Raw genomic sequence first — 19,955 nt, 5'->3', positions numbered from 1 at the left:
CCCCACACCTCGGCCGCCGTGGACACGCACCCCCGACACGGCGGTGCACGCGCACCGCTCCCTCCACACCCGCCACGCAGGCCGAACCCCGGACACCCGCTGACGGCCGGTCACGGGCGACCACGAGCGCAGCTTCGCCACGCAGGGTGAAGGACAAGGGAGATCTCTCATATGAAGGCCCGCATACGGGACGCGGTTCTGGCCCTGACCGCGGTGTCCACGGCCGTCGCCCTCGCGGCCTGCGGGGCGGACGGCGGGAGCGATGCCGCCGAGAGCAGCGATCCGGTGATCGGTGTGCTCCTGCCGGACGCGACCACGGCCCGTTGGGAGACCCAGGACAAGCCCATGCTGGACAGGGAGATCAAGAAGCGGTGTGCGCAGTGCGCGGTCGATCAGGCCAACGCCAAGGGCGATGTGGCCCTTCAGCAGGAGCAGATGAACTCGATGATCACCAAGGGCGTCGATGCCATCCTGCTCGTGGCGGTGGACGCCAGGTCGCTCGCCGCCTCGGTCCGCAAGGCGGATGAGGCAGGCATCCCGGTGATCGCCTACGACCGTCTCGCCGAGGGCCCGATCTCGGGTCACGTCTCCTTCGACGGCGAGGAGGTCGGCAGGCTCCAGGGCAGAGCACTGCTGACGGCCATGGGCGACGAGGTGCCCGGCGCCCAGATCGTCATGATGAACGGCGATCCGACCGACCCCAACGCGGTGCTGTTCAAAAGGGGCGCCCTGTCCGAGCTCATGGGGAAGGTGAAGATCGGCAAGGCGTACGACACCCTCCAGTGGCGGCCCGAGACCGCCAACCTGAACATGTCCGGCGCCATCTCCGCCCTCGGCGCCGGCAACATCCAGGGGGTGTACGCCGCCAACGACGGCCTCGCCTCCGGCAGCATCTCCGCCCTCAAGGCGAACAAGGTGGAACCGCTGCCCCCGGTCACGGGGCAGGACGCCGAACTGGGCGCCGTGCGGCGCATCGTCGACGGCGATCAGTACATGACCGTCTACAAGCCCTTCGAGCCCGAGGCCGCCGCCGGCGCCGCCCTGGCCGTGGCCGCGGCCCGCGGGGAGAACCTCGACCGAGTGGCCAGGGACGAGGTGACGACACGCGGTGGGCGGACGGTCCCCTCGGTCATGCTCACCCCCATATCCGTCACCGCCGACAACATCAAGGACACCTTGGTGAAGGACGGGGTGTACACGGTCCAGCAGATCTGCACCCCTCAGCTCGGCGCCGCGTGCGAGGCGGCCGGGCTGACCTGACCACCGGTTCGCCCCTGGCCGGGCCCACGGGAAGGAGATCGTCCCTGTGTCTGCTCCCCTGCTGGCGTTGCACGGTGTGTGCAAGCGCTACGGCGCCGTCGAGGTCCTCGAGGACATCGACCTGGAGATCCACGCAGGCCAGGTCGTCGCCCTCCTCGGCGACAACGGAGCCGGCAAGTCCACCCTGGTCAAGGTGATCTCCGGCGTCACCCCGGCGGACCGGGGCGTCATCGAGTGGGAGGGCCGTACGGTCCACATCAGGCGTCCCAACGACGCCCGGGACCTCGGCATCGCCACCGTCTTCCAGGACCTCGCGCTGTGCGGGAACCTCGACGTCGTCGGGAACCTGTTCCTCGGACGGGAGATCCGCAGGTTCGGGTTCCTCGACGAGATGGAGATGGAGCGCCGCACCCTCCAGCTGCTGGAGCCGCTGACCAAGGGCGTCCCCGAGCTGCGTGCCCCCGTCGTGTCCCTGTCCAGCGGGCAGCGGCAGACGGTCGCCATCGCCCGCTCGCTCCTGGGCGACCCACGGCTCCTCCTGCTGGACGAGCCGACCGCGGCGCTGGGGCTCCAGCAGACCACCGAGGTCATGGACCTTGTCGACCAGCTGCGCGACCGCGGCCTCGGGGTTCTTCTCATCAGCCACAACATGGGCGACGTCAAAGCGCTCGCGGACCGGGCCGCCGTGCTGCGTCTCGGCCGCAACAACGGCTTCTTCGACGTGAACACCGCGTCCCAGGAGCAGATCATCTCCTCCATCACCGGGGCCACCGAGAACGTGCCCCGCCGGCAGGCCCACCAGGAGGCGGGATGGTGAAAGGGACGCGCGACATGGCGGACAGCCCTCAGGCCGAAGCCGCCGCACCCGCCGCCGAGGCCCGTCAGGACCGTCGCGGGCAGACCGCCGCCCGTGCCATGGAGAACTGGATGGCCTTCTCGCGGCGCAAGCTGAGAGCAGGGGAGCTGGGCTCGGTCCCGGTCGTCGTCGTGCTCGCCATCGTGTGGATCACCTTCCAGTCCCTCAACGAGAACTTCCTCTCCCCCCGGAACCTGTCCAATCTCAGCGTGGACATCGTGGGCACGGGCCTCATCGCGGTCGGCATCGTCTTCGTGCTGCTGCTCGGCGAGCTCGACCTGTCGGTCGGCTCGATCAGCGGGCTCGCGGCGGCCATCTTCGCCGTGCTGAACGTGAAGAACGGCGTGCCCGAATGGCTCGCCCTCATCATCGCGGTCCTCGCCGGGATGGCCGCGGGAACCGTGCAGGGCTACTCCTTCGCCAGAACCCGGGTACCGGCGTTCGTCGTCACGCTCGCGGGACTGCTCACCTGGAACGGCCTCATGCTCTACATCCTGGGCAACGACGGCACGATCAACCTCGACGAGAACGGCCTCGTCGCCAAGCTGACCAGCTACTACTTCACCAATGACGCCGTCGCCTACGGCATCGCCGCGGTCGCCGTGGGCCTCGTCTTCCTCGTGTCGTACCAGGACCGACGGCGCCGCGTGGCCGCCCGGATGCCGCACCGCTCGCTGCAGGTCATCGTGATTCGCGCCGGAGGGCTCGCGGTGATCGCGTTCGCCTCCGCGTATCTGCTCAACCGCTTCCAGGGCCTGCCGCTCGCCCTGCTGATCTTCCTGGTCGTGGTGGCCGGCCTCGACATCGTCCTGCGCCGCACGCATTACGGACGGCAGGTCTACGCCCTCGGCGGCGGGGTCGAGGCGGCCCGTCGCGCCAGCCTCCGCGTGACGCGGGTGCAGACGGCGGTGCTCGCGGTCTCGGGCACCATGGCCGCGGTCGGCGGCCTGTTCCTGGCGTCGCGCATCACCTCGGTGAGCCAGAGTTCGGGCTCGGGGGTGCTGCTGCTCAACGCCATCGCGGCGGCTGTCATCGGCGGCACCAGCCTGTTCGGCGGACGTGGCTCCACCTGGTCCGCGGTGCTCGGCATGCTCGTCATCCAGTCGATCGCCTCCGGCATGGCCATCACGGACACCCCCGCCGCCGTCCAGTTCATGATCACGGGCGGGGTGCTCTTCGCCGCCGTGGTGATCGACGCGCTGTCGCGACGGTCGCAGGAGGCACATGGGCGTGCTTGACCCCGCCGAGGAGACCGCGCTGTCGCGGAGGGGGTCGACCCGCGCAAAGGCGTCCGCGTCCCCTCCACGGGATGCTGGACGAGGGCGACCGACGAGGACGGCCGGGAGGTGAGGGCGATGTGGGCCGTCAACCCGATGGACGGCGACGCGGTGCTGGCGACCTTCGGTGCTCTCGGGGTCCTCGCGGTGATCTTCGCGGAGTCGGGTCTGCTGGTGGTCGGCTTCTTCCTGCCCGGCGACACCCTCCTGATCCCGGCGGGCGTGCTGTGCGCGGCGAGCGCCGACCAGCCGGCGCGGCTGGTGCTGTGGCAGGTGCTGCTGTGCGCGGCGGTCGGCGCCGTGGCAGGAGGCCAGGTCGGCTATCTGCTCGGGCGGCACGGCGGGCGGGCGTTCCTGGCCCGCACTTCGAAACGGCGCGTACGGGAGACGGCGGAGCGGGCGGAGAAGCTCCTGGCCCGGTACGGCTACGGCAAAGCCCTGGTGATCGGCCGTTTCATCCCGATGGTGCGGACGGTCCTGCACCCGGCGGCCGGCGCGCTCGGCGTACCCGTGCGGAGCTTCACCGTCTGGCAGATCGTCGGCGGCCTGCTCTGGTCGCAGAGTCTCGTCCTGGCCGGATACCTCCTCGGGGCTTCCGTCCCCGACATCGACCACTACTTGCTGCCGCTGGTCGCCCTCGTCGTCGTGGTCTCTCTGCTGCCTCTGGTGCCCATGCTGACCGAGGCCCGCCGGGGAAGGCGCGATCGCTGACCGGCCGCCGCTCGACCGAGGCCCGGCCCCAACACGCCCCCGATACCCGCCTCCTGACCCCGCGCGAGTCTCTCGTTCGACCAGTCGGACATCGTTCGAAAACTCTTGACGCTGCACCACATGCCGATTGACACTCTCGCAACACGACGTCACACAGCCGACACGGCAGGGTGCCCATGGCCGCGGCCCCGCCATGCCTCAGCAGGGAATCCACATGCCGTACATCGCACGCGTCCGTGTCCGCGCGAGACGCCTGGCGGGCCGACTCGCCGGGCTGACCGCGGCGTCACTGTTGCTGGGCCTCACCGCACCCGCCCTTCCCGCGCAGGCGGCGCAGACGGCCGAGACGGCGGAGATCACCGACGGTCTCGCCCTCTGGTACAAGCTCGACGCCACCTCCGGCGGCACGGTGACCGACGCCTCCGGCAACGGCCGCACCGGCGCGGTCAGCGGCGCCGCCGACTGGTCGGGCACCGGTCAGGGTCTCGCCTTCAACGGTTCGGACACCTACGTCAAGGTGCCGAACGACGTCATGAAGGGCATGGACGCGATCACCGTCTCGTTGGACGTGCAGATCGACTCCGCGCAGACCACGCCGTACTTCCTCTACGGCTTCGGCAACTCAAGCGGCGGCAGCGGGAACGGCTACCTGTTCACCACCGGCAACTCCTTGCGGACGTCCGTCGCGACCGGCAACTGGTCGACGGAGCAGACCACCCGGCCCGCCGACTCCCACAATCTGACCCGCTCGGTGTGGAAGCACGTCACCTACACGCAGACCGGCACCACCGGCGTGCTGTACGAGGACGGCGTCGAGGTCGGCCGCAACACCTCGGTCACCATCACCCCGGCCTCGATCGGCGACGGCACCACCACCGCCAACTACATAGGCAAGTCGGTCTACTCCGACGACAAGCTCTTCAAGGGCCGGATCCGCGACTTCCGCGTCTACGACCGCGCCCTCGCCGGCTCCGAGGTCGAGCAACTCGCCCTCCCCGTCGCCACACAGGGCGTCGCCGACGACAAGGCCGCGCTGAACCTCGGTGACACCGACGCCGTCACGGCCGACCTCGACCTGCCGAGGACCGGCACGGCCGGCGGCTCCGCGATCAGCTGGGACAGTGACAACCCCGGCGTCGTGTCCGGCGCCGGCGCGGTGACCCGCCCCGCCGCCGGTGAACCGGCCGCCCACGCCACCCTCACGGCGACGCTGAAGAAGGGCACGGTGACCGACACCAGGTCCTTCGACATCACGGTGCTCCCCGCCTTCGACGACCGGACCTCCGCCGAGCAGGCCGCCGAGGCCCTCGCCGTCCACAACCTCGACGACGTACGCGGCAACCTCACCCTTCCGGCGACCGGCTCCTACGGCACCGCCGTCACCTGGTCCTCCGCGAAGCCGGACGTAGTCTCCGCCGACGGCCTGGTCCACCGCCCCGCGCACGGCGCCGGCGCCACCGCCGTCGAGCTCACCGCCACCGTCGTAAAGGGCGAGGCGAAAGCGACCCGCACCTTCACCGCGGACGTGCCCGAGCTGCCGAAGCAGGAGGCCCTCAAGGGCTACATGTTCAGCTACTTCACCGGAGAGGGCACGGCCGACGGCGAGCAGCTCTACGCGGCCCTGAGCAAGGGCAACGACCCACTGCACTGGCGGGAGTTGAACGACGGCAAGCCCGTCCTGACCTCCACGCTCGGCGAGAAGGGCCTGCGCGACCCGTTCATCATCCGCTCCCCCGAGGGCGACAAGTTCTACCAGATCGCCACCGACCTCAGGATCTACGGCAACGGCGACTGGGACGCCGCCCAGCGCACCGGCAGCAAGTCCGTCATGGTCTGGGAGTCCACCGACCTCGTCCACTGGACGAACCAGCGCCTCGTCAAGGTCTCACCGGACAGCGCGGGCAACACCTGGGCGCCGGAGGCGTTCTACGACGCGCAGCGCGGCGAGTACGTCGTCTTCTGGGCGTCGAAGCTGTACGACGACGAGGCGCACTCCGGCGACACGTACAACCGCATGATGTACGCGACCACCCGCGACTTCTACTCCTTCAGCGAGCCCAAGGTCTGGATCGACCGCGGCTACTCCGTCATCGACTCCACGGTGATCCAGCACGACGGGACGTACTTCCGTCTCTCCAAGGACGAGCGGAACAACTCCTCCTCGACCCCCAACAGCAAGTTCATCTTCGAGGAGAAGAGCGACTCGCTCCTGAACCCGTCCTGGGACGCCGTCGCCGAGGGCATCGGCAAGGGTGCGATGAACGCAGCCGGGGGGCCGCTGGTGTTCAAGTCGAACACCGAGGACAAGTGGTACGCGTTCCTCGACGAGTTCGGTGGTCGCGGCTACATCCCCTTCGAGACGACCGACCTCGCCGCCGGCACCTGGACCCCGTCCACCGGCTACGACCTCCCGGCCAAGCCCCGCCACGGCACGGTGCTTCCGGTCACCCAGGCCGAGTACGACCGTCTGCTGCGCGCCTACCAGCCGGACCAGCTCGTCGAGAGCGTCGAGGCCGTGCAGGTGCGGACCACAACCGGGCAGGCACCCGTCCTGCCGGCCACCGTCATCGCCGGCTACGCCGACGGCGTCGAGCGTCCCGTCCCCGTCAGCTGGGAGGACGTCCCGGAGTCGAAGTACGCGCAGGCCGGCACCTTCACGGTGACGGGCAGCCTGCCGGACGGCGCCGCGCTCCCGGTCCGCGCCGAGGTCACGGTGTCGGAGGAGGGCCCGGACGTCCCGGCCGACCTGCTCCTGCACTACGACTTCGACGAGACCGGCGGCAGCATCGCCCGTGACTCCAGCGGCCACGGCCACCACGGCACCTACGTCCGTACGCCCGACTTCGGCACGGGCGTGCACGGCGGCTCGTTCAAGATGTCCGGCGGATCGAGCAGCTCGACCACCTCGCCGTATGTCCGCATCCCGAACGGGGTGCTGAAGAACGCCGACAGCGTGACCGTCTCGACGTACGCGAAGTGGAAGGGCGGCGACAGCTTCCAGTGGTTGTTCGGCCTCGGGCCCGACAGCGACAAGTACCTCTTCGCCACCCCGTCCAACGGCGGCTCCAGCCTCTACTCGGCGATCACCAAGGCGAGTTGGTCGGCGGAGTCGAGGCTGACGGCGGGCTCGCAGCTCACGCCGGGAGAGTGGCGGCACGTCACCGTCACCCTCGACGGTCCGACCGGCACGATGGTCCTCTACGTGGACGGCATCGAGGCGGCCCGCACGACGACCACCGTCAAGCCGTCCGAGCTGTACGACGCGAACAAAGACCCCAGCGGCTACATCGGCAGGTCCCTGTACGCGGCCGACCCGTACTTCGGCGGCGAGGTCGACGACTTCCGTGTCTACGACCGGGCCCTCACCGCCGCGCAGGTCATGGAGCTCAGCGGCAACACGGCCGGCATCGCCAAGGTGACCGTCCCGTCGCTGAAGGTCGACGCGCTCGTCGACGACTCCGGCAGCAGGATCACACTGCCGATGAAGGAGGGCACCGATCTCACCGCCCTCGCCCCGGAGTTCACCCTGGCCCACGGCGCCGCGATCAGCCCCGCCTCCGGCAGCGTGCAGGACTTCAGCAAGCCGGTGACATACGAGGTGACGGGCTCCGACGGCAAGAAGCGCACCTGGTCGGTCTCGGCGCTCGTCATGAGGAGCCCGGTGCTGCCCGGCCTCAATGCCGACCCGAACATCGTCCGCTTCGGCGACACCTTCTACCTGTACCCGACGACCGACGGCTTCGAGGGCTGGAGCGGTACGCGGTTCAAGGCGTACTCCTCCACCGACCTGGTCCACTGGAAGGACCACGGCGTCATCCTCGACCTCGGCCCGGACGTGTCCTGGGCGGACAGCAGGGCCTGGGCGCCGACGATCGCCGAGAAGGACGGGAAGTACTACTTCTACTACTGTGCCGACGCCAACATCGGTGTCGCGGTGTCCGATTCGCCGACGGGACCGTTCAAGGACGCGCTGGGCAAGCCGCTGCTCAAGTCGGGCGACTACAGGGGCCAGATGATCGACCCGGCCGTCTTCACGGACGACGACGGTCAGTCGTACCTGTACTGGGGCAACGGCCGCGCGTACGTCGCGCCGCTCAACGACGACATGACGTCCATCGACACCTCGAAGGTCACGGACATCACGCCGAGCGGCTACAACGAGGGCACCTTCGTCATCAAGCGCGCCGGCACCTACTACTTCATGTGGTCGGAGAACGACACCCGCGACGAGAACTACCGCGTCGCCTACGCCACCGGCCCCTCGCCCACCGGCCCGTGGACCAAGCACGGCGTGATCCTCGAGAAGGACCTCTCCCTCGGCATCAAGGGCCCCGGCCACCACTCGGTCGTGCACGTCCCGAACACCGACGACTGGTACATCGCCTACCACCGCTTCGCGATCCCCGGCGGTGACGGAACGCACCGCGAAACGACCGTCGACAAGCTGGAGTTCGACGCCGCCGACCTGATCGAGAAGGTCGTGCCCACCCTGACCGGCATCGACCCGGTGACCGTCGTCCGCGCCGGTCCGGACGGCAACGGCAAGGAGGGCGACGCCATCCCGCTGCACGGCACGGTCTCCGGCGCGGCCACCCCGAAGTGGGCGGTGGCGAAGGGAGCCCCCTGCACACTCGCTGACGCCACGGCCGCCCGGACCGCGCTCACCTGCTCGGACAACGGCACCTACAAGGTCATCCTGACGGGCGGCCGCAGCAGCGACACCGCCGCCGTGACCGTCGCCAACGCGGCCCCCGCGATCACCTCGACGACCGGCCCCACCGCGGCCGTGCCGACCGGCAGGCGGACCGCCGTGACCGCCGCCTTCGGCGACCCGGGTGCCCGGGACACCCACACCTGTACCGTCGACTGGAAGGACGGCACCGAACCGACGACCGGCACGGTCGCCGGCACGACGTGCCGGGCCCAGCACACCTACACCAGGGCCGGCATCCACCGCCCGGTGATCACGGTCAAGGACGACGACGGCGCGACGGACAGCACCACGCTCCCCGAGCTGATCGCCTACGACCGCACCACGGGCCCCGCCCTCGGCACCGGCGTGATCACCTCCCCGACCGGCGCCTACCCGGCCAAGCCGACCCTGACCGGCAAGGCGGCCTTCTCCTTCGCCGTCACCTACGCCCACCCGAAGGGCTCCACGGCCCCCACCGGAAAGGCCACCTTCGACTTCGGCCCGGCAAAGCTGAAGTTCAGCTCCACGGCCTCCGACTGGCTCGTGATCACCGGCAACCGGGCGGTCTACCAGGGCTCCGGCACCGTCAACGGAGACAGCGGCTACGCCTTCCGCATCACCGCCACCGACGGCCCGGACACCTTCCGCCTCCGGATCTGGAAGAAGTCCACCGGCGACGTCCGCTACGACAACACCACCGCCACGAAGCCCACGGGCTTCATCACCGTGGGCACCGGTCGACGCCGGCCCCTGCCGGCACCATGACTGCATGTGCGCCCTGAGCCGACGCCGAGATTTCGGCCCGGCTCAGGGCGCACCGGTGCAATGACCTCTCAGCAGAGGCAGGGATCAGTGCCCCAGCCAAGACCGCCGATGTCGCTGTCCCTCAAGGCCCCGGCGTAGGCCTGCACCTCGTCGACGTCACCGTGCAGGTACTCGCCCCAGCCGTCACCGGCCTTGGCCCGGCCGATCTGCAGGGCGCCGGCGCTGTGCCAACCGTCCCGGAGTGCGGCGGTGGCATCGGCGTTGGTGTAGCCGTCGAGGTAGAGCTGGATCCGGTCGGTGGCATCGTCGTAGACGACGGCCAGCCGGTGCCCCTGACCCTCGCCGCCGTCCGCGGACTCGATCTGCGAGACCACGACCTCGGGCGCGCCGGCCTCGTCCCGCAGCGGCATCACCAATTGCCAGGCATGGACCGCCGGGTCGTAGCGCACCTTGAAGGCGTCCGTGTGCTCACCGGCCTGCGACAGCACGGTCATGGGGCCGGCCGGTTCGGCGTCGGCAAGGCGGACGACCACGCCGACGGTGAAGCTGTCCGAGGTGTCCAGGACGGCACTCCCGGTGGTCGCGTACCCGGTCGCGCCGTCCAGCTGGAGGTGGCCGTCACCGACGAGGGGGTAGGGCACAAAGGGGCAGTCCGGATCGAGGTCGGGGAGGCAGGAGCCGTCGGGGCCGCGGTGGATCGAGGCTCCCGGGCCGAGGGTCAGTGGTGCCTTGCCGTTCTGTTCGGGGCTCGCGCCGTCCGTGGCGGTCTCCAGCGACCAGTGGCCGAGCAGCGTCGGCTTTCGGTGCGCCAGTTCGGTGACCTCGGCGGGAACGACGACCCGGTCGTAGGCGCGGACGTCGCCGACGGCGCCGTGCCAGCGGTCCCCGTAGCCGCCGCCCTTGCGGGAGCGGCCGATCTGGAAGGCGCCCGCCGTCCGGTCGGGTGTCGCCTCGGCGGGCGTGCCGACCTCGTTGCCGTTGACGTAGAGCCGCGCCTTGCCGGTCTCCTGGTCGTACAGGCCCAGCAGATGGGCCCACTCGCCGGTCTCCGGCGCGCCGCCGGTGACCCGGGCGCCGCCGATGGTGAAGGACCACTGCGGGCCTTCGCGCCGGGTGCGCAGTCCCAGGTTGAAGGCCGCGTGGGCCCCCGCGTCCTGGCCGGCCACGGTCATGTTCCGGTCCGTCCGCGCGGGGCGCGCCCAGGCGCTGACGGCGAAGGTCTTTCCGGTGTCGACCGCCGGGGCGTTCGGGGTGAGAAAGGCGTGGCTGCTGCCGTCGAGGCTCGCCACGGAGGGCAGCGCAGTGCCTTGCGGCGCGGTCGTTCCGAAGGCCACCCCGGAACCGGCCTCGGCGGCAGGGCCGGCCTCCGCCGCGGCGGTGGTGGAGCCCGCCGGGTCCGCCAGGGTCCAGTGGGCGACAGGGGCTCGGCCCGACTTGATCCGGATCCAGTACGTGGTCGTCGTACTGCTGCGGCCCGCACGGTCGATCGCGCGGACGCTGAGGTAGTCCGGGCCGGACTTCAGCGGGAGGTGCCGGATGGTGACGGGGCCGCCGAGCTCGTCGGGGCGGGCTGTCAGCTGCGGGCCGCCGAGGAAGCTGTAGACGTACTGCGTGACATCGTCGGACGGGGAGTCCATGGTGAAGCTGCCGTAGACGCCGACGCCGTCGTGGATCTGGTCATCCGGGTAGTCGGAGGACGTGACGACGGCCTTCTCCGGGCTGGTGTCGTCGTACACGAACTGGCAGACCGTACTGTCGCCCTCGGAGCTCCACGGGGAGACCACGGTGCCGTCGTCGGCGCGCACGTGCCAGGAGACGACCGTGTTCGCCGGAATGTCATCCGGCATCCGCCAGAGTTGAGGCGTACCGGACGGCGTCTCGAACGTGGTGTGGGTGCGGCGCTGTTCCACGCCTTCGGTGTCGGTCCACCAGGCCTCGAACTCGCCCTTGACCAGGTTGGCCTCGCCCGGCCGGTTGTCCTCCTCCGGGTCGTACAACACGGCCCGCAGCGTCGGCGGCGCCCCGACGTACGCCTTCTGCTCCCCCGCGGCGCACGCCTTCGTACCCGTCTGCAGATCCTGGACCAACGGCTGACGCGGCGGCAGGTTCTCGGCGGCGTGGGCGACTCCGGGCGCGGTCAGGACGGCCGCGGTGACGACAAAGCCCACCGCGATGCGGCCGGGTCTGTGCCGACTCCCGCTGCTTCTGGCACTGTTCACGCTTTTCCTCCCCTGGTGAGCCCGTTGATCACACGGGCCGCAGGAGGCTAACAGCGCCCACTGACATGGACAGAGCCATTTTTGGTGCAACCCTCTCGCAACCTTCTCCGTGCTCCCCTTCCTCCCATGGATGAGGAGACCCCGCCGTACGACGAGACCCCCCGCGTCGAACTCACCCCCGTGGCCGCGGACCTGCTGCGCCGGCTGCGGGCCGCGCACGGTCCGCTGATGTTCCACCAGTCCGGCGGCTGCTGCGACGGCAGCGCGCCGATGTGCTACCCGGAGGGCGAGTTCCGTACGGGCGGCTCGGACGTGTTGCTCGCGGAGCTCCAGGTCGAGGGGGTCGAGGAACCGGTGATGTTCTGGATGGCGCGCAGTCAGTACGAGGTGTGGAGCCACACCCGGCTGATCGTCGACGTCGTCGAGGGCAGAGGCAGCGGCTTCTCCCTGGAGGCACCCGAGGGGGTACGTTTCCTCACCCGTTCTCGCGTCGTCGGCGCCTAGAAACCCCGCAGCTCATCGCCGTCTGGTGCACTTCCCCTGAGTCCTGCCACATTTGACGAGACATCAGGGGGAACTGTGACGCGTCGTCAGAAACGGTTCGGAACCGCCAGAGCGGCCCTCACGCTGCTCACGGCACTCAGCGCGCTGGCCGGTACGGCCCTGGTGGGGGCGGCACCGGCCGGCGCCGCGCAGGGCACCCCGGTCGCGCCGGGCGTCTCGTACGACGAGTTCGACATCGCGGCGGCGAAGGGCACGGCGCATGCCCATGTCCTCACCGTCGACCTGCGCAACCCGCGCGTGCGCCTCGACCTGCTGCATCCGGGGACGGTCGCGGCCCGGGCGACCATCTCCGAGCAGGCCACCGCGCAGGGCGCCGTCGCGGGCGTGAACGGCGACTTCTTCAACATCAGCGAGGCCCAGCATCCCGGCGTCCAGGCGACCGGCGCGAGTGTGGGACCGGCCATCGCGCGCGGCCAGGCCCTGAAGGGCGCGGTGCCGAACGGCCAGCGTTTCGGGCCCCCGCTGCCGCCCGGCACGAGCACCGAGGACGTGGTCGGGCTGGGTGTCGACCGCCGGGCCCGCCTCGACGATCTGAGCCTGGACGGCTCGATCCGCACCCCCGAGGGCCGGCTGCCGCTGCGCGGCCTCAACCAGTACGCCCTGCCGGTGGGCTCCATCGGGGCGTTCACCGCCAAGTGGGGCAGCGTCTCCCGGGTGCGCGCCACCTGTGGGACGGACACGGACCGGGCGGCTCCGTGCAGCACGGACACCTACGAGGTGACGGTCCGCCGGGGCCGTGTCGTGTCGACCGCCGACACTCCGGGGAACGGGCCGATCGCGGCGGACACGACCGTGCTCGTGGGTCGGGAGGCGGGGGCGCAGGAGCTGCGGAAGTTCTTCGAGGGCGAGCGCGTGACGGTACGGCACCGGCTGGTGGCGTCCAAGTCACGGGTCCCGTTCCGCTTCGCGCTCGGCGGCTATCCGGTCCTCGACGACGGACAGCCCCTGCCGGGCCTCGACAACCGGACGTCCGCCGTGCGCACGGCTGTGGGCATCGCGGACAACGGCCGGCGCCTGCTGCTGCTCGCGCTGGACGGCGCGCCCGAGTACCGCACCGGTCTGACCATCGCGGAGGTGGCGTCGGCCATGCGGGAGTTGGGGTCGGTCGACGCGTTCAGCCTGGACGGCGGCGGTTCGTCGACGCTGGTCGCCCGCGCGCCGGGAGCGGGGGCCGTCTCGGTACGGAACCACCCGTCCGACGGAGTGGAGCGCCCTGTCCCCAACGGCATCGGCGTCTTCTCGGCTCGCTGACCGTTACGGTCTGAGGCCACTGACGATGTCCGCAGTGGCCGTCAGACCGCTGTTGATGGTGGGCGCCATGCTCGTGCTGGCCAGGTAGAAGCCGAGCAGCAGGCACACCAGCGCATGGCTGATCTTCAGTCCGCCGTTGCGGACGAAGATCACCGCCAGGATGAACAGCAGCAGCACCACAGAGATGGAAATGGCCATCGTCAACCTCCTCCGCCACGCCGCCTTGTCAAGGTTCGCGGCGTTCGGCCGTAAGTGTGGCGTAGCGGAGGGTTCGTCCGGGCGGCTGACCTGTCCTCCGAACGTGTGGTGTTCCCGCGCGGCGTTCTAGCGGGTCCGCCGCCGGGCGTCGAGGAAGGCCTCCAGACCGGCGAGGTCGTCGGTGTTGAGGAAGTCGACGTCGGCGGCCAGCAGTTCGCCCCACAGCGCGTCCCGCGCCGGGCCGGGCACGTCCGGGGTGGCCCAGAAGCGCACCTTCTGTCCGCGGGAGTGCGCCGCCCGGACGATGCCGCGCAGCTTCTGCCGTTCGGCGTCCGGGAAGTCTCCGACGCCGAGCCAGGTGAAGTTGAGCGTCCAGTTGTCGCTGATGAGCGAGATGAAGGAGGCGGGCGCCGAGCTGCCGAGGTCGGCGAGGCGACCGTCGTAGAAGGCGCGGCGGACGGTCTGCGCCTCCATCGGCGTACGGGCCGCACGGTCGCCGGAGATCACGGCGGTGACAGCCCCGGGGAGGACCCGGCCGTGGGCGTACGTCGTGAACAGGTGCTTGTAGCGCCTCAGGTGCTTGTCGAGTTCGAGGTACGTCGACGCGCCCTCGGTCTTGATGTCGATGAGCAACTGGATCGGCTTGCGGTGCCCCCGGTGGACCCAGCCGTGGTTGGCCCGCACGCGGGCGGCCAGCGGGTCGAGGTAGAGGGACTCCAGCGTGCGCCTGGGGTCGAGGTCCTCGGGGTCGTGGGCGACGAGGAGCTGGTCGCCCACGAGGTAGATGTCTGCTTCGAGGCTGCCGAAGCGGTGGTCGAGGGCGTCGAGGAGGGGACGCGGGTGCTCGTAGTCGTTGTGGGCGTGGGCACGCCACAACGGGCGCGGGCGGTGCTTCTGTTCGCCGGCCAGCGCGCCGGTGGCGGGCAGGGCGACCGCGCCCGCGAGGGCGGCGCCGAGGGTGGTGAGGGCTCTGCGACGGGTGGTGAGGGCCATGTGCTCTGCCTCCCTGACAGGGGCGTTCAGGCGTTGGGAACCGCTGCGAGTATGCGATTCCGAAGGCCCAAACAGCAGAGCTGAGCGGTGAGTTGGCCGGACTGCCGCCCTGCGTTCACTTCACCGGTGCAGCGCACACGGAAAAGCCCGCCACAGGTCGGGCGGGCTTTTCGCGGGGTTCGCTCAGGTGTACGTCAGGGAGCTTGCAGGTCGACGAGTTCGGCCAGTGCCGCACGGTGGGCGCCTGCCGTCCCGTAGGCGATGGAGTCGGCCTTGGCGCGCTTCAGGTAGAGGTGGACCGGGTGCTCCCAGGTCATGCCGATTCCGGCGTGCAGTTGCAGCGCCTCCTCGGCGGCGTGCACGGCGACGGGCGCCGCGTAGGCCTGGGCGACGGCCACCGCCACGTCGACGTCGTTCCCCGTCGCGAGCGCGTCGGCGGCGCCCCGCGCGGCGGCGCGGAGGTTGACGACCTCCAGCCACAGCTGGGCGAGCCGGTGCTTGAGCGCCTGGAAGCCGCCGACGGGCCGGTTGAACTGCTTGCGGTCCTTCAGATAGCGAACCGTCTCCGTCAACGTCCACTCGGCGAGCCCGAACTGTTCGGAGGCGAGCAGCCCGGCTCCGGCGCGCAGGGCGCGTCGTACGGCGGGTTCGGCGGCCCCCAGCCGTCGGCCGGACGCCCCGTCCAGGCGCACCGTGGCCACCGGGCGGGTCAGGTCCAGGGACGTCTGCGGGGTGACGGTCACGGCGTCGGAGTCGACCGCGTACAGTCCGCCGTCGTCCGCGGGCACGAGCAGCACGTCGGCAACCGCCGCGTCCGCGATGCCGGTCAGCTCCCCGTGCAGGGTGCCGCCCTCATGCCGTACGGCCTTGAAGGCGCCGCCGGGAACGACGTTCAGCGCCACGGCGAGGGCGCCGATCCGCCGCCCGGACGCCAGCTCGGCAAGCAGGCCCGCGTCGGTCTCGCAGCCGAGCAGGGCCTCGGTGGCCACGACCGCGCTGCTCAGGAACGGCACGGGCGCGACCGCGCGCCCCAACTCCTCCAGCACGACGGCGACTTCGCGATGCGTGGCGCTCTGTCCGCCCTGCTCCTCCGGTACCAGGAGCCCGGCCAGACCCATCCCGTCCGCGAGCGCCTTCCAGGCCGCGAGGTCGTGCGGGGCGTCCGACTCGGTGCGCGCGATGACGCCGGGCGCGTCGCAGTGGTCGGCGAGCAGGTCCCGTACGGCGGCCCGCAGCGCCTCTTCCTCCTCCGAGTACAACAAGTCGCTCTGCGTCTTCATCGGGTCAGGTCCTTCCAAGCGACGTCCTTGTCGGTGCGCGGCTCGGACGGCAGGCCCAGGACGCGCTCGGCGACGATGTTCAGCAGGACCTCGCTGGTCCCGCCCTCGATGCTGTTGCCCTTGGAACGCAGGTAGCGGTATCCGGCGTCGCGGCCGGTGAAGTCCACGAGCTCCGGGCGGCGCATGGTCCAGTCGTCGTACAACAGGCCCTCCTCGCCGCGCAGTTCGACCTCCAGGCCGCTGATCTCCTGGTTGAGCCGGGCGAAGGTGAGCTTCATGCCGGCGCCCTCGGGGCCGGGCTGGCCCGCGACGAGCTGCTGGCGCAGCCGCTCAGCGGTGAGGCGGGAGACCTCGGCCTCCACCCACAGCTTCAGCAGCCGCTGGTGCAGGTCGTGGGTGCGCAGCTCGGGCCGCTCGCGCCACGTCTTGGCGATCGGGCCGATCATGCCGCCCTCGCGGGGCAGCCGCATGCCGCCGATCGCGACGCGCTCGTTGTTCAGCGTGGTCTGCGCGACCCGCCAGCCGTCGCCGACCTCGCCGAGGCGACGCGAGTCCGGGATGCGGACGTCGGTGAGGAAGACCTCGTTGAACTCGGCCTCGCCGGTGATCTGCCGCAGCGGCCGGACCTCGACCCCGGGGTCGGTCATGTCGCAGAGGAAGTAGGTGATGCCCGCGTGCTTGGGCACGTCCGGGTCGGTGCGGGCGATGAGGATGGCCCAGCGGGCGATGTGGGCGCTGGACGTCCAGACCTTCTGCCCGTTGACGACCCAGTCCTCGCCCTCTCGGACGGCGCGTGTCCGCAGCGCGGCGAGGTCCGATCCGGCGCCGGGCTCGCTGAAGAGCTGGCACCAGACCTCCTCACCCGTCCACAGGGGCCGCAGATACCGCTGCTTCTGCTCCTCGGTGCCGTACTTGAGGATCGTCGGCGCGGCCATGCCCAGCCCGATGCCGATGCGCCGCGGGTCGTTGTCGGGGGCGCCCGCGGCCTCCAGCTCGGCGTCCACGACGGGCTGGAGGGAGCGGGGCGCACCGAGTCCGCCGAGCCCCTCGGGGTAGTGCACCCACGCCAGGCCCGCGTCGAAGCGGGCGCGCAGGAAGTCCAGGCGGTCGGTGCCGGTCGGCGGCTGGGCGGCCAGCAGCTCGGCTGTCCGGCGCCGGAGTCCGGATGCGTCGATCGTCATGCGGCGGCTCCGTTCTCCAGCGACGGCACGACGGCGATACGGCCGGTGGTGACACCGTCGGCGACCTTCTGGACGGCGGCCGCGGCCCCGCCCAGCGGCACCCGCTCGCTCACCAGCGGCTTGATCGCGCCCCGGGCGGCCAGCTCGGTGAGCTGTTCGTGGCAGTGCTGGATCAGCTTCGGGTTCTTGGTGTTGTACAGGCCCCAGTGCAGGCCGAGGATCGAGTAGTTCTTCACCAGCGCGTGGTTGAGCGCCGGGCTGGGGATCGTGCCGCTGGCGAAGCCGACGACGACGATCCGCCCCTCGAAGGCGACGACCTTGGCGGACTGGGCGTAGGCCTCGCCACCGACGGGGTCGTAGATGACGTCGGCGCCCCGGCCGCCGGTGGCCTCCTTGACGGCGCCGATGACGTTTTCGGCACGCCGGTCGATGACGACGTCACAGCCCAGCTCCCGGGCGACGGCAGCCTTGTCCGCGCCGCCCACGACACCGATGACCCGCGCGCCGGCCGCCTTGCCGAGTTGCACGGCCGCGCTGCCGACCCCGCCGGCGGCAGCGTGGACGAGCAGCGTCTCGCCGGCTTCCAGACCGGCCCGCCGGTGCAGGCCGAACCAGCCGGTCTGGTAGCCGATGTGCAGGGCGGCGGCCTCGGCGTCGTCCAGCGCCTCGGGGGCGGGCAGGACGGCGGCGGCGTCCGCGACGGCGTACTCGGCGAAACCGCCGTACGGCAGCGCGGGGTTGGCGAGGACCCGGCGCCCGTCCTCCGTCTCGCCGCAGATCTCCACGCCGGGCGTGAACGGCAGCGGCGGCCGGACCTGGTACTGCCCCCGGCACAGCAGGGCGTCCGGGAAGTTGATGTTCGCGGCGCGCACCTTCAGCAGGATCTGGCCGTCACCGGGCGTGGGCGTCTCGACGTCATCGAGCCGCATCACCTCGCTCGGCTCGCCGTTCTCGTGCACTTGCCATGCCTGCATGCGGTGCCTCCACGGGGGACTGCTTCGTCTGACCGGGGTCGGTTCGCATACTAAGCGGTCGCTTGCCAATCAGGGAACAGTCCTGTGGAGACAGTCATGTGCGTCACGGCTTCTTGGGCCGCGCCCGCACATGCATCCGCTCCCCCTGCGGCCCGAACAGACTCAGGAACTCCACCGGCCCCTCCCCCGTCGACCCGAACCAGTGCGGCACCCGTGTGTCGAACTCGGCGGCCTCTCCCGCCGTGAGCACCACGTCGTGCTCGCCGAGCACCAGCCGCAGTCTGCCCGACAGGACGTACAGCCACTCGTAGCCCTCGTGCGTGCGCGGCTCCGGTTCGAGCCTGCGCTGCGGTTCGAGCACCTTGAAGGCCTGGAGGCCGCCGGGCTGCCGGGTCAGCGGCCAGTGCTTGCGGCCGTACTGCTCGATCGGTTTGGTGGCGCGCACCCTCGGATCGCCGACGACGGGATTGCCGACCAGCTCGTCCAGCGGCACTTGGTGCGCCCGCGCGATCGGCAGCAGCAGTTCCAGGCTGGGTTTGCGCAGGCCGGACTCCAGCCGGGAGAGCGTGCTCACCGAGATGCCGGTCACCTCGGACAGCGAAGCGAGGCTCACCTCGCGTTGCTTGCGCATCTGCCGCAGCCTGGGACCCACACCCGCGAGAACTTCGTCGGTACTCATGCCGGTATTGCAGTTTCGGCAAACTTGTTTGTCAATCCCGCGCCTTTCGCGGCACGGTCCGGGTGGAGGTGGTCACCATGACCGAAACGTACGAAGTGATCGTCGTCGGGGGCGGTGCGGCGGGTCTCTCGGCCGCCCTCGTCCTGGGCCGGGCCCGGCGCCGCACGCTGGTCGTCGACGCGGGCGAGCCGCGCAACGCGCCCGCCGCGCACATGCAGGGCTATCTGACCCGGGACGGCATGTCCCCCGCCGAGTTCCTGGCGATCGGCCGCGAGGAGATCGCCCGGTACGGCGTGGAGCTCGTCCGGGACACCGCCGTGGACGTCAACCGGGGCGAGGACTTCGCGGTCGAGCTGGCGAGCGGCCGCAGCGTCCGCGCCCGGCGGCTCGTCGTCGCCACCGGCCTCAAGGACGAGCTGCCGGCGGTCCCCGGCGTCGCCGAGCGGTTCGGCAAGGATGTGCTGCACTGTCCGTACTGCCACGGCTGGGAGGTCCGTGACCAGGCCTTCGGTGTGCTGGCGACCACCGCACTGAGCGTGCACCAGGCGCTGATGGTGTCGCAGTGGTCGAAGGACGTGACCTTCTTCCTGCACGAGGTCGCCGAGTCGGACCTCGCGGACGACGACCTGCGCAGGCTCGCGGCGGCCGGCGTGCAGGTGGTGCCCGGCGAGGTGGCCGGGCTGCTGATCGAGGACGACAGGCTCAGCGGCGTGCGCCTGGCCGACGGCACGGTGCACACGCGCGAGGTCGTGTTCACCGCGCCGCGCGCCGTCCCGCAAACGGATCTGCTGGTACGACTGGGCGCCGAGCTGACCGAGACCCCCTTCGGCGCGTACCCCGTGGTCGACGGGACGGGCCTGACGACCGTCCCCGGTGTCTGGGCGGTCGGCAACGCGATGGGCTTCGCCGAGCAGGTCGTGAACGCGGCGGCGGGCGGCTACCGGGCAGGGGCCTTCATCAACGGGGAACTGCTCATGGCGGACCTCGACGCGACCCTCTAGGGGCGCGGGGCTCATCGACATGCGGCTCCGCCGCATGGACGTGACCAGCCACA

At 70.8% G+C, this 19,955-nt stretch carries 15 protein-coding genes; 8 read left to right on the top strand and 7 right to left on the bottom strand.

Features of this window, described 5'->3' with window-relative positions; all coding sequences use genetic code 11:
* The first annotated feature begins 171 nt into the window (after positions 1–171).
* The 5 genes from ACZ7L5_RS34305 to ACZ7L5_RS34285 all read left to right on the top strand — a co-directional run bounded on the left by ACZ7L5_RS34305 (position 172) and on the right by ACZ7L5_RS34285 (position 9,562).
* Positions 172–1,260, top strand: coding sequence for a sugar ABC transporter substrate-binding protein (locus ACZ7L5_RS34305; protein ID WP_471521809.1), 1,089 nt, complete (start codon positions 172–174; stop codon positions 1,258–1,260).
* Positions 1,261–1,306: 46 nt separating this feature from the next.
* Positions 1,307–2,077 (top strand): ATP-binding cassette domain-containing protein, encoded by a 771-nt coding sequence (locus ACZ7L5_RS34300; protein ID WP_471521808.1) that lies wholly within the window; start codon positions 1,307–1,309, stop codon positions 2,075–2,077.
* Between the two features lie 14 nt (positions 2,078–2,091).
* Positions 2,092–3,354, top strand: a complete 1,263-nt coding sequence (locus tag ACZ7L5_RS34295) for a sugar ABC transporter permease (RefSeq protein WP_471521806.1) — start codon at positions 2,092–2,094, stop codon at positions 3,352–3,354.
* Positions 3,355–3,471: 117 nt separating this feature from the next.
* Positions 3,472–4,104: a DedA family protein gene (locus ACZ7L5_RS34290; RefSeq protein WP_471521804.1), complete on the top strand. Its 633-nt coding sequence runs from the start codon at positions 3,472–3,474 to the stop codon at positions 4,102–4,104.
* Positions 4,105–4,318: 214 nt separating this feature from the next.
* Positions 4,319–9,562 carry a family 43 glycosylhydrolase gene (locus ACZ7L5_RS34285; RefSeq protein ID WP_471521802.1) on the top strand — a complete coding sequence of 1,748 codons (5,244 nt, stop codon included), beginning with the start codon at positions 4,319–4,321 and terminating at the stop codon, positions 9,560–9,562.
* 68 nt (positions 9,563–9,630) lie between these two features.
* Here ACZ7L5_RS34285 and ACZ7L5_RS34280 read toward each other — a convergent pair whose 3' ends face one another.
* A complete protein-coding gene (locus ACZ7L5_RS34280) occupies positions 9,631–11,199 on the bottom strand; it encodes a LamG domain-containing protein (RefSeq protein ID WP_471522098.1) in 1,569 nt (522 codons plus the stop codon).
* Positions 11,200–11,907: 708 nt separating this feature from the next.
* On the opposite strand from ACZ7L5_RS34280, the gene ACZ7L5_RS34275 reads away from it, so the two are divergent.
* Together ACZ7L5_RS34275 and ACZ7L5_RS34270 are read left to right on the top strand one after the other, a co-directional pair.
* Positions 11,908–12,285, top strand: a complete 378-nt coding sequence (locus ACZ7L5_RS34275; protein WP_471521800.1) for a DUF779 domain-containing protein — start codon at positions 11,908–11,910, stop codon at positions 12,283–12,285.
* 75 nt (positions 12,286–12,360) lie between these two features.
* Complete coding sequence (locus ACZ7L5_RS34270) at positions 12,361–13,596, top strand: phosphodiester glycosidase family protein (RefSeq protein WP_471521798.1); 1,236 nt, start codon at positions 12,361–12,363, stop codon at positions 13,594–13,596.
* A gap of 3 nt (positions 13,597–13,599) precedes the next feature.
* Here ACZ7L5_RS34270 and ACZ7L5_RS34265 read toward each other — a convergent pair whose 3' ends face one another.
* From ACZ7L5_RS34265 to ACZ7L5_RS34240, 6 genes are all read right to left on the bottom strand, one after another.
* Entirely contained in the window at positions 13,600–13,794 is a 195-nt protein-coding gene (locus tag ACZ7L5_RS34265) for a hypothetical protein (protein ID WP_328883155.1), read from the bottom strand.
* A gap of 126 nt (positions 13,795–13,920) precedes the next feature.
* A complete protein-coding gene (locus ACZ7L5_RS34260; RefSeq protein ID WP_471521796.1) occupies positions 13,921–14,787 on the bottom strand; it encodes a phosphatidylinositol-specific phospholipase C/glycerophosphodiester phosphodiesterase family protein in 867 nt (288 codons plus the stop codon).
* A gap of 194 nt (positions 14,788–14,981) precedes the next feature.
* Entirely contained in the window at positions 14,982–16,067 is a 1,086-nt protein-coding gene (locus tag ACZ7L5_RS34255) for an acyl-CoA dehydrogenase family protein (RefSeq protein ID WP_471521794.1), read from the bottom strand.
* Positions 16,064–17,248 (bottom strand): acyl-CoA dehydrogenase family protein, encoded by a 1,185-nt coding sequence (locus ACZ7L5_RS34250; RefSeq protein ID WP_471521792.1) that lies wholly within the window; start codon positions 17,246–17,248, stop codon positions 16,064–16,066. Before ACZ7L5_RS34250 ends, ACZ7L5_RS34255 begins: the two co-directional genes overlap by 4 nt.
* Positions 17,245–18,222: an NADPH:quinone oxidoreductase family protein gene (locus tag ACZ7L5_RS34245; RefSeq protein ID WP_471521791.1), complete on the bottom strand. Its 978-nt coding sequence runs from the start codon at positions 18,220–18,222 to the stop codon at positions 17,245–17,247. Before ACZ7L5_RS34245 ends, ACZ7L5_RS34250 begins: the two co-directional genes overlap by 4 nt.
* Positions 18,223–18,325: 103 nt before the next feature.
* Positions 18,326–18,901 (bottom strand): helix-turn-helix domain-containing protein, encoded by a 576-nt coding sequence (locus ACZ7L5_RS34240; RefSeq protein ID WP_471521789.1) that lies wholly within the window; start codon positions 18,899–18,901, stop codon positions 18,326–18,328.
* Between the two features lie 77 nt (positions 18,902–18,978).
* Here ACZ7L5_RS34240 and ACZ7L5_RS34235 point away from each other — a divergent pair, with 77 nt between their 5' ends.
* A complete protein-coding gene (locus ACZ7L5_RS34235) occupies positions 18,979–19,902 on the top strand; it encodes an NAD(P)/FAD-dependent oxidoreductase (protein ID WP_471521787.1) in 924 nt (307 codons plus the stop codon).
* Positions 19,903–19,955: the final 53 nt, after the last annotated feature.

Source organism: Streptomyces sp. NPDC107528 (genome assembly GCF_055639295.1).
This window is presented reverse-complemented; position numbering and strand designations above follow the sequence as displayed.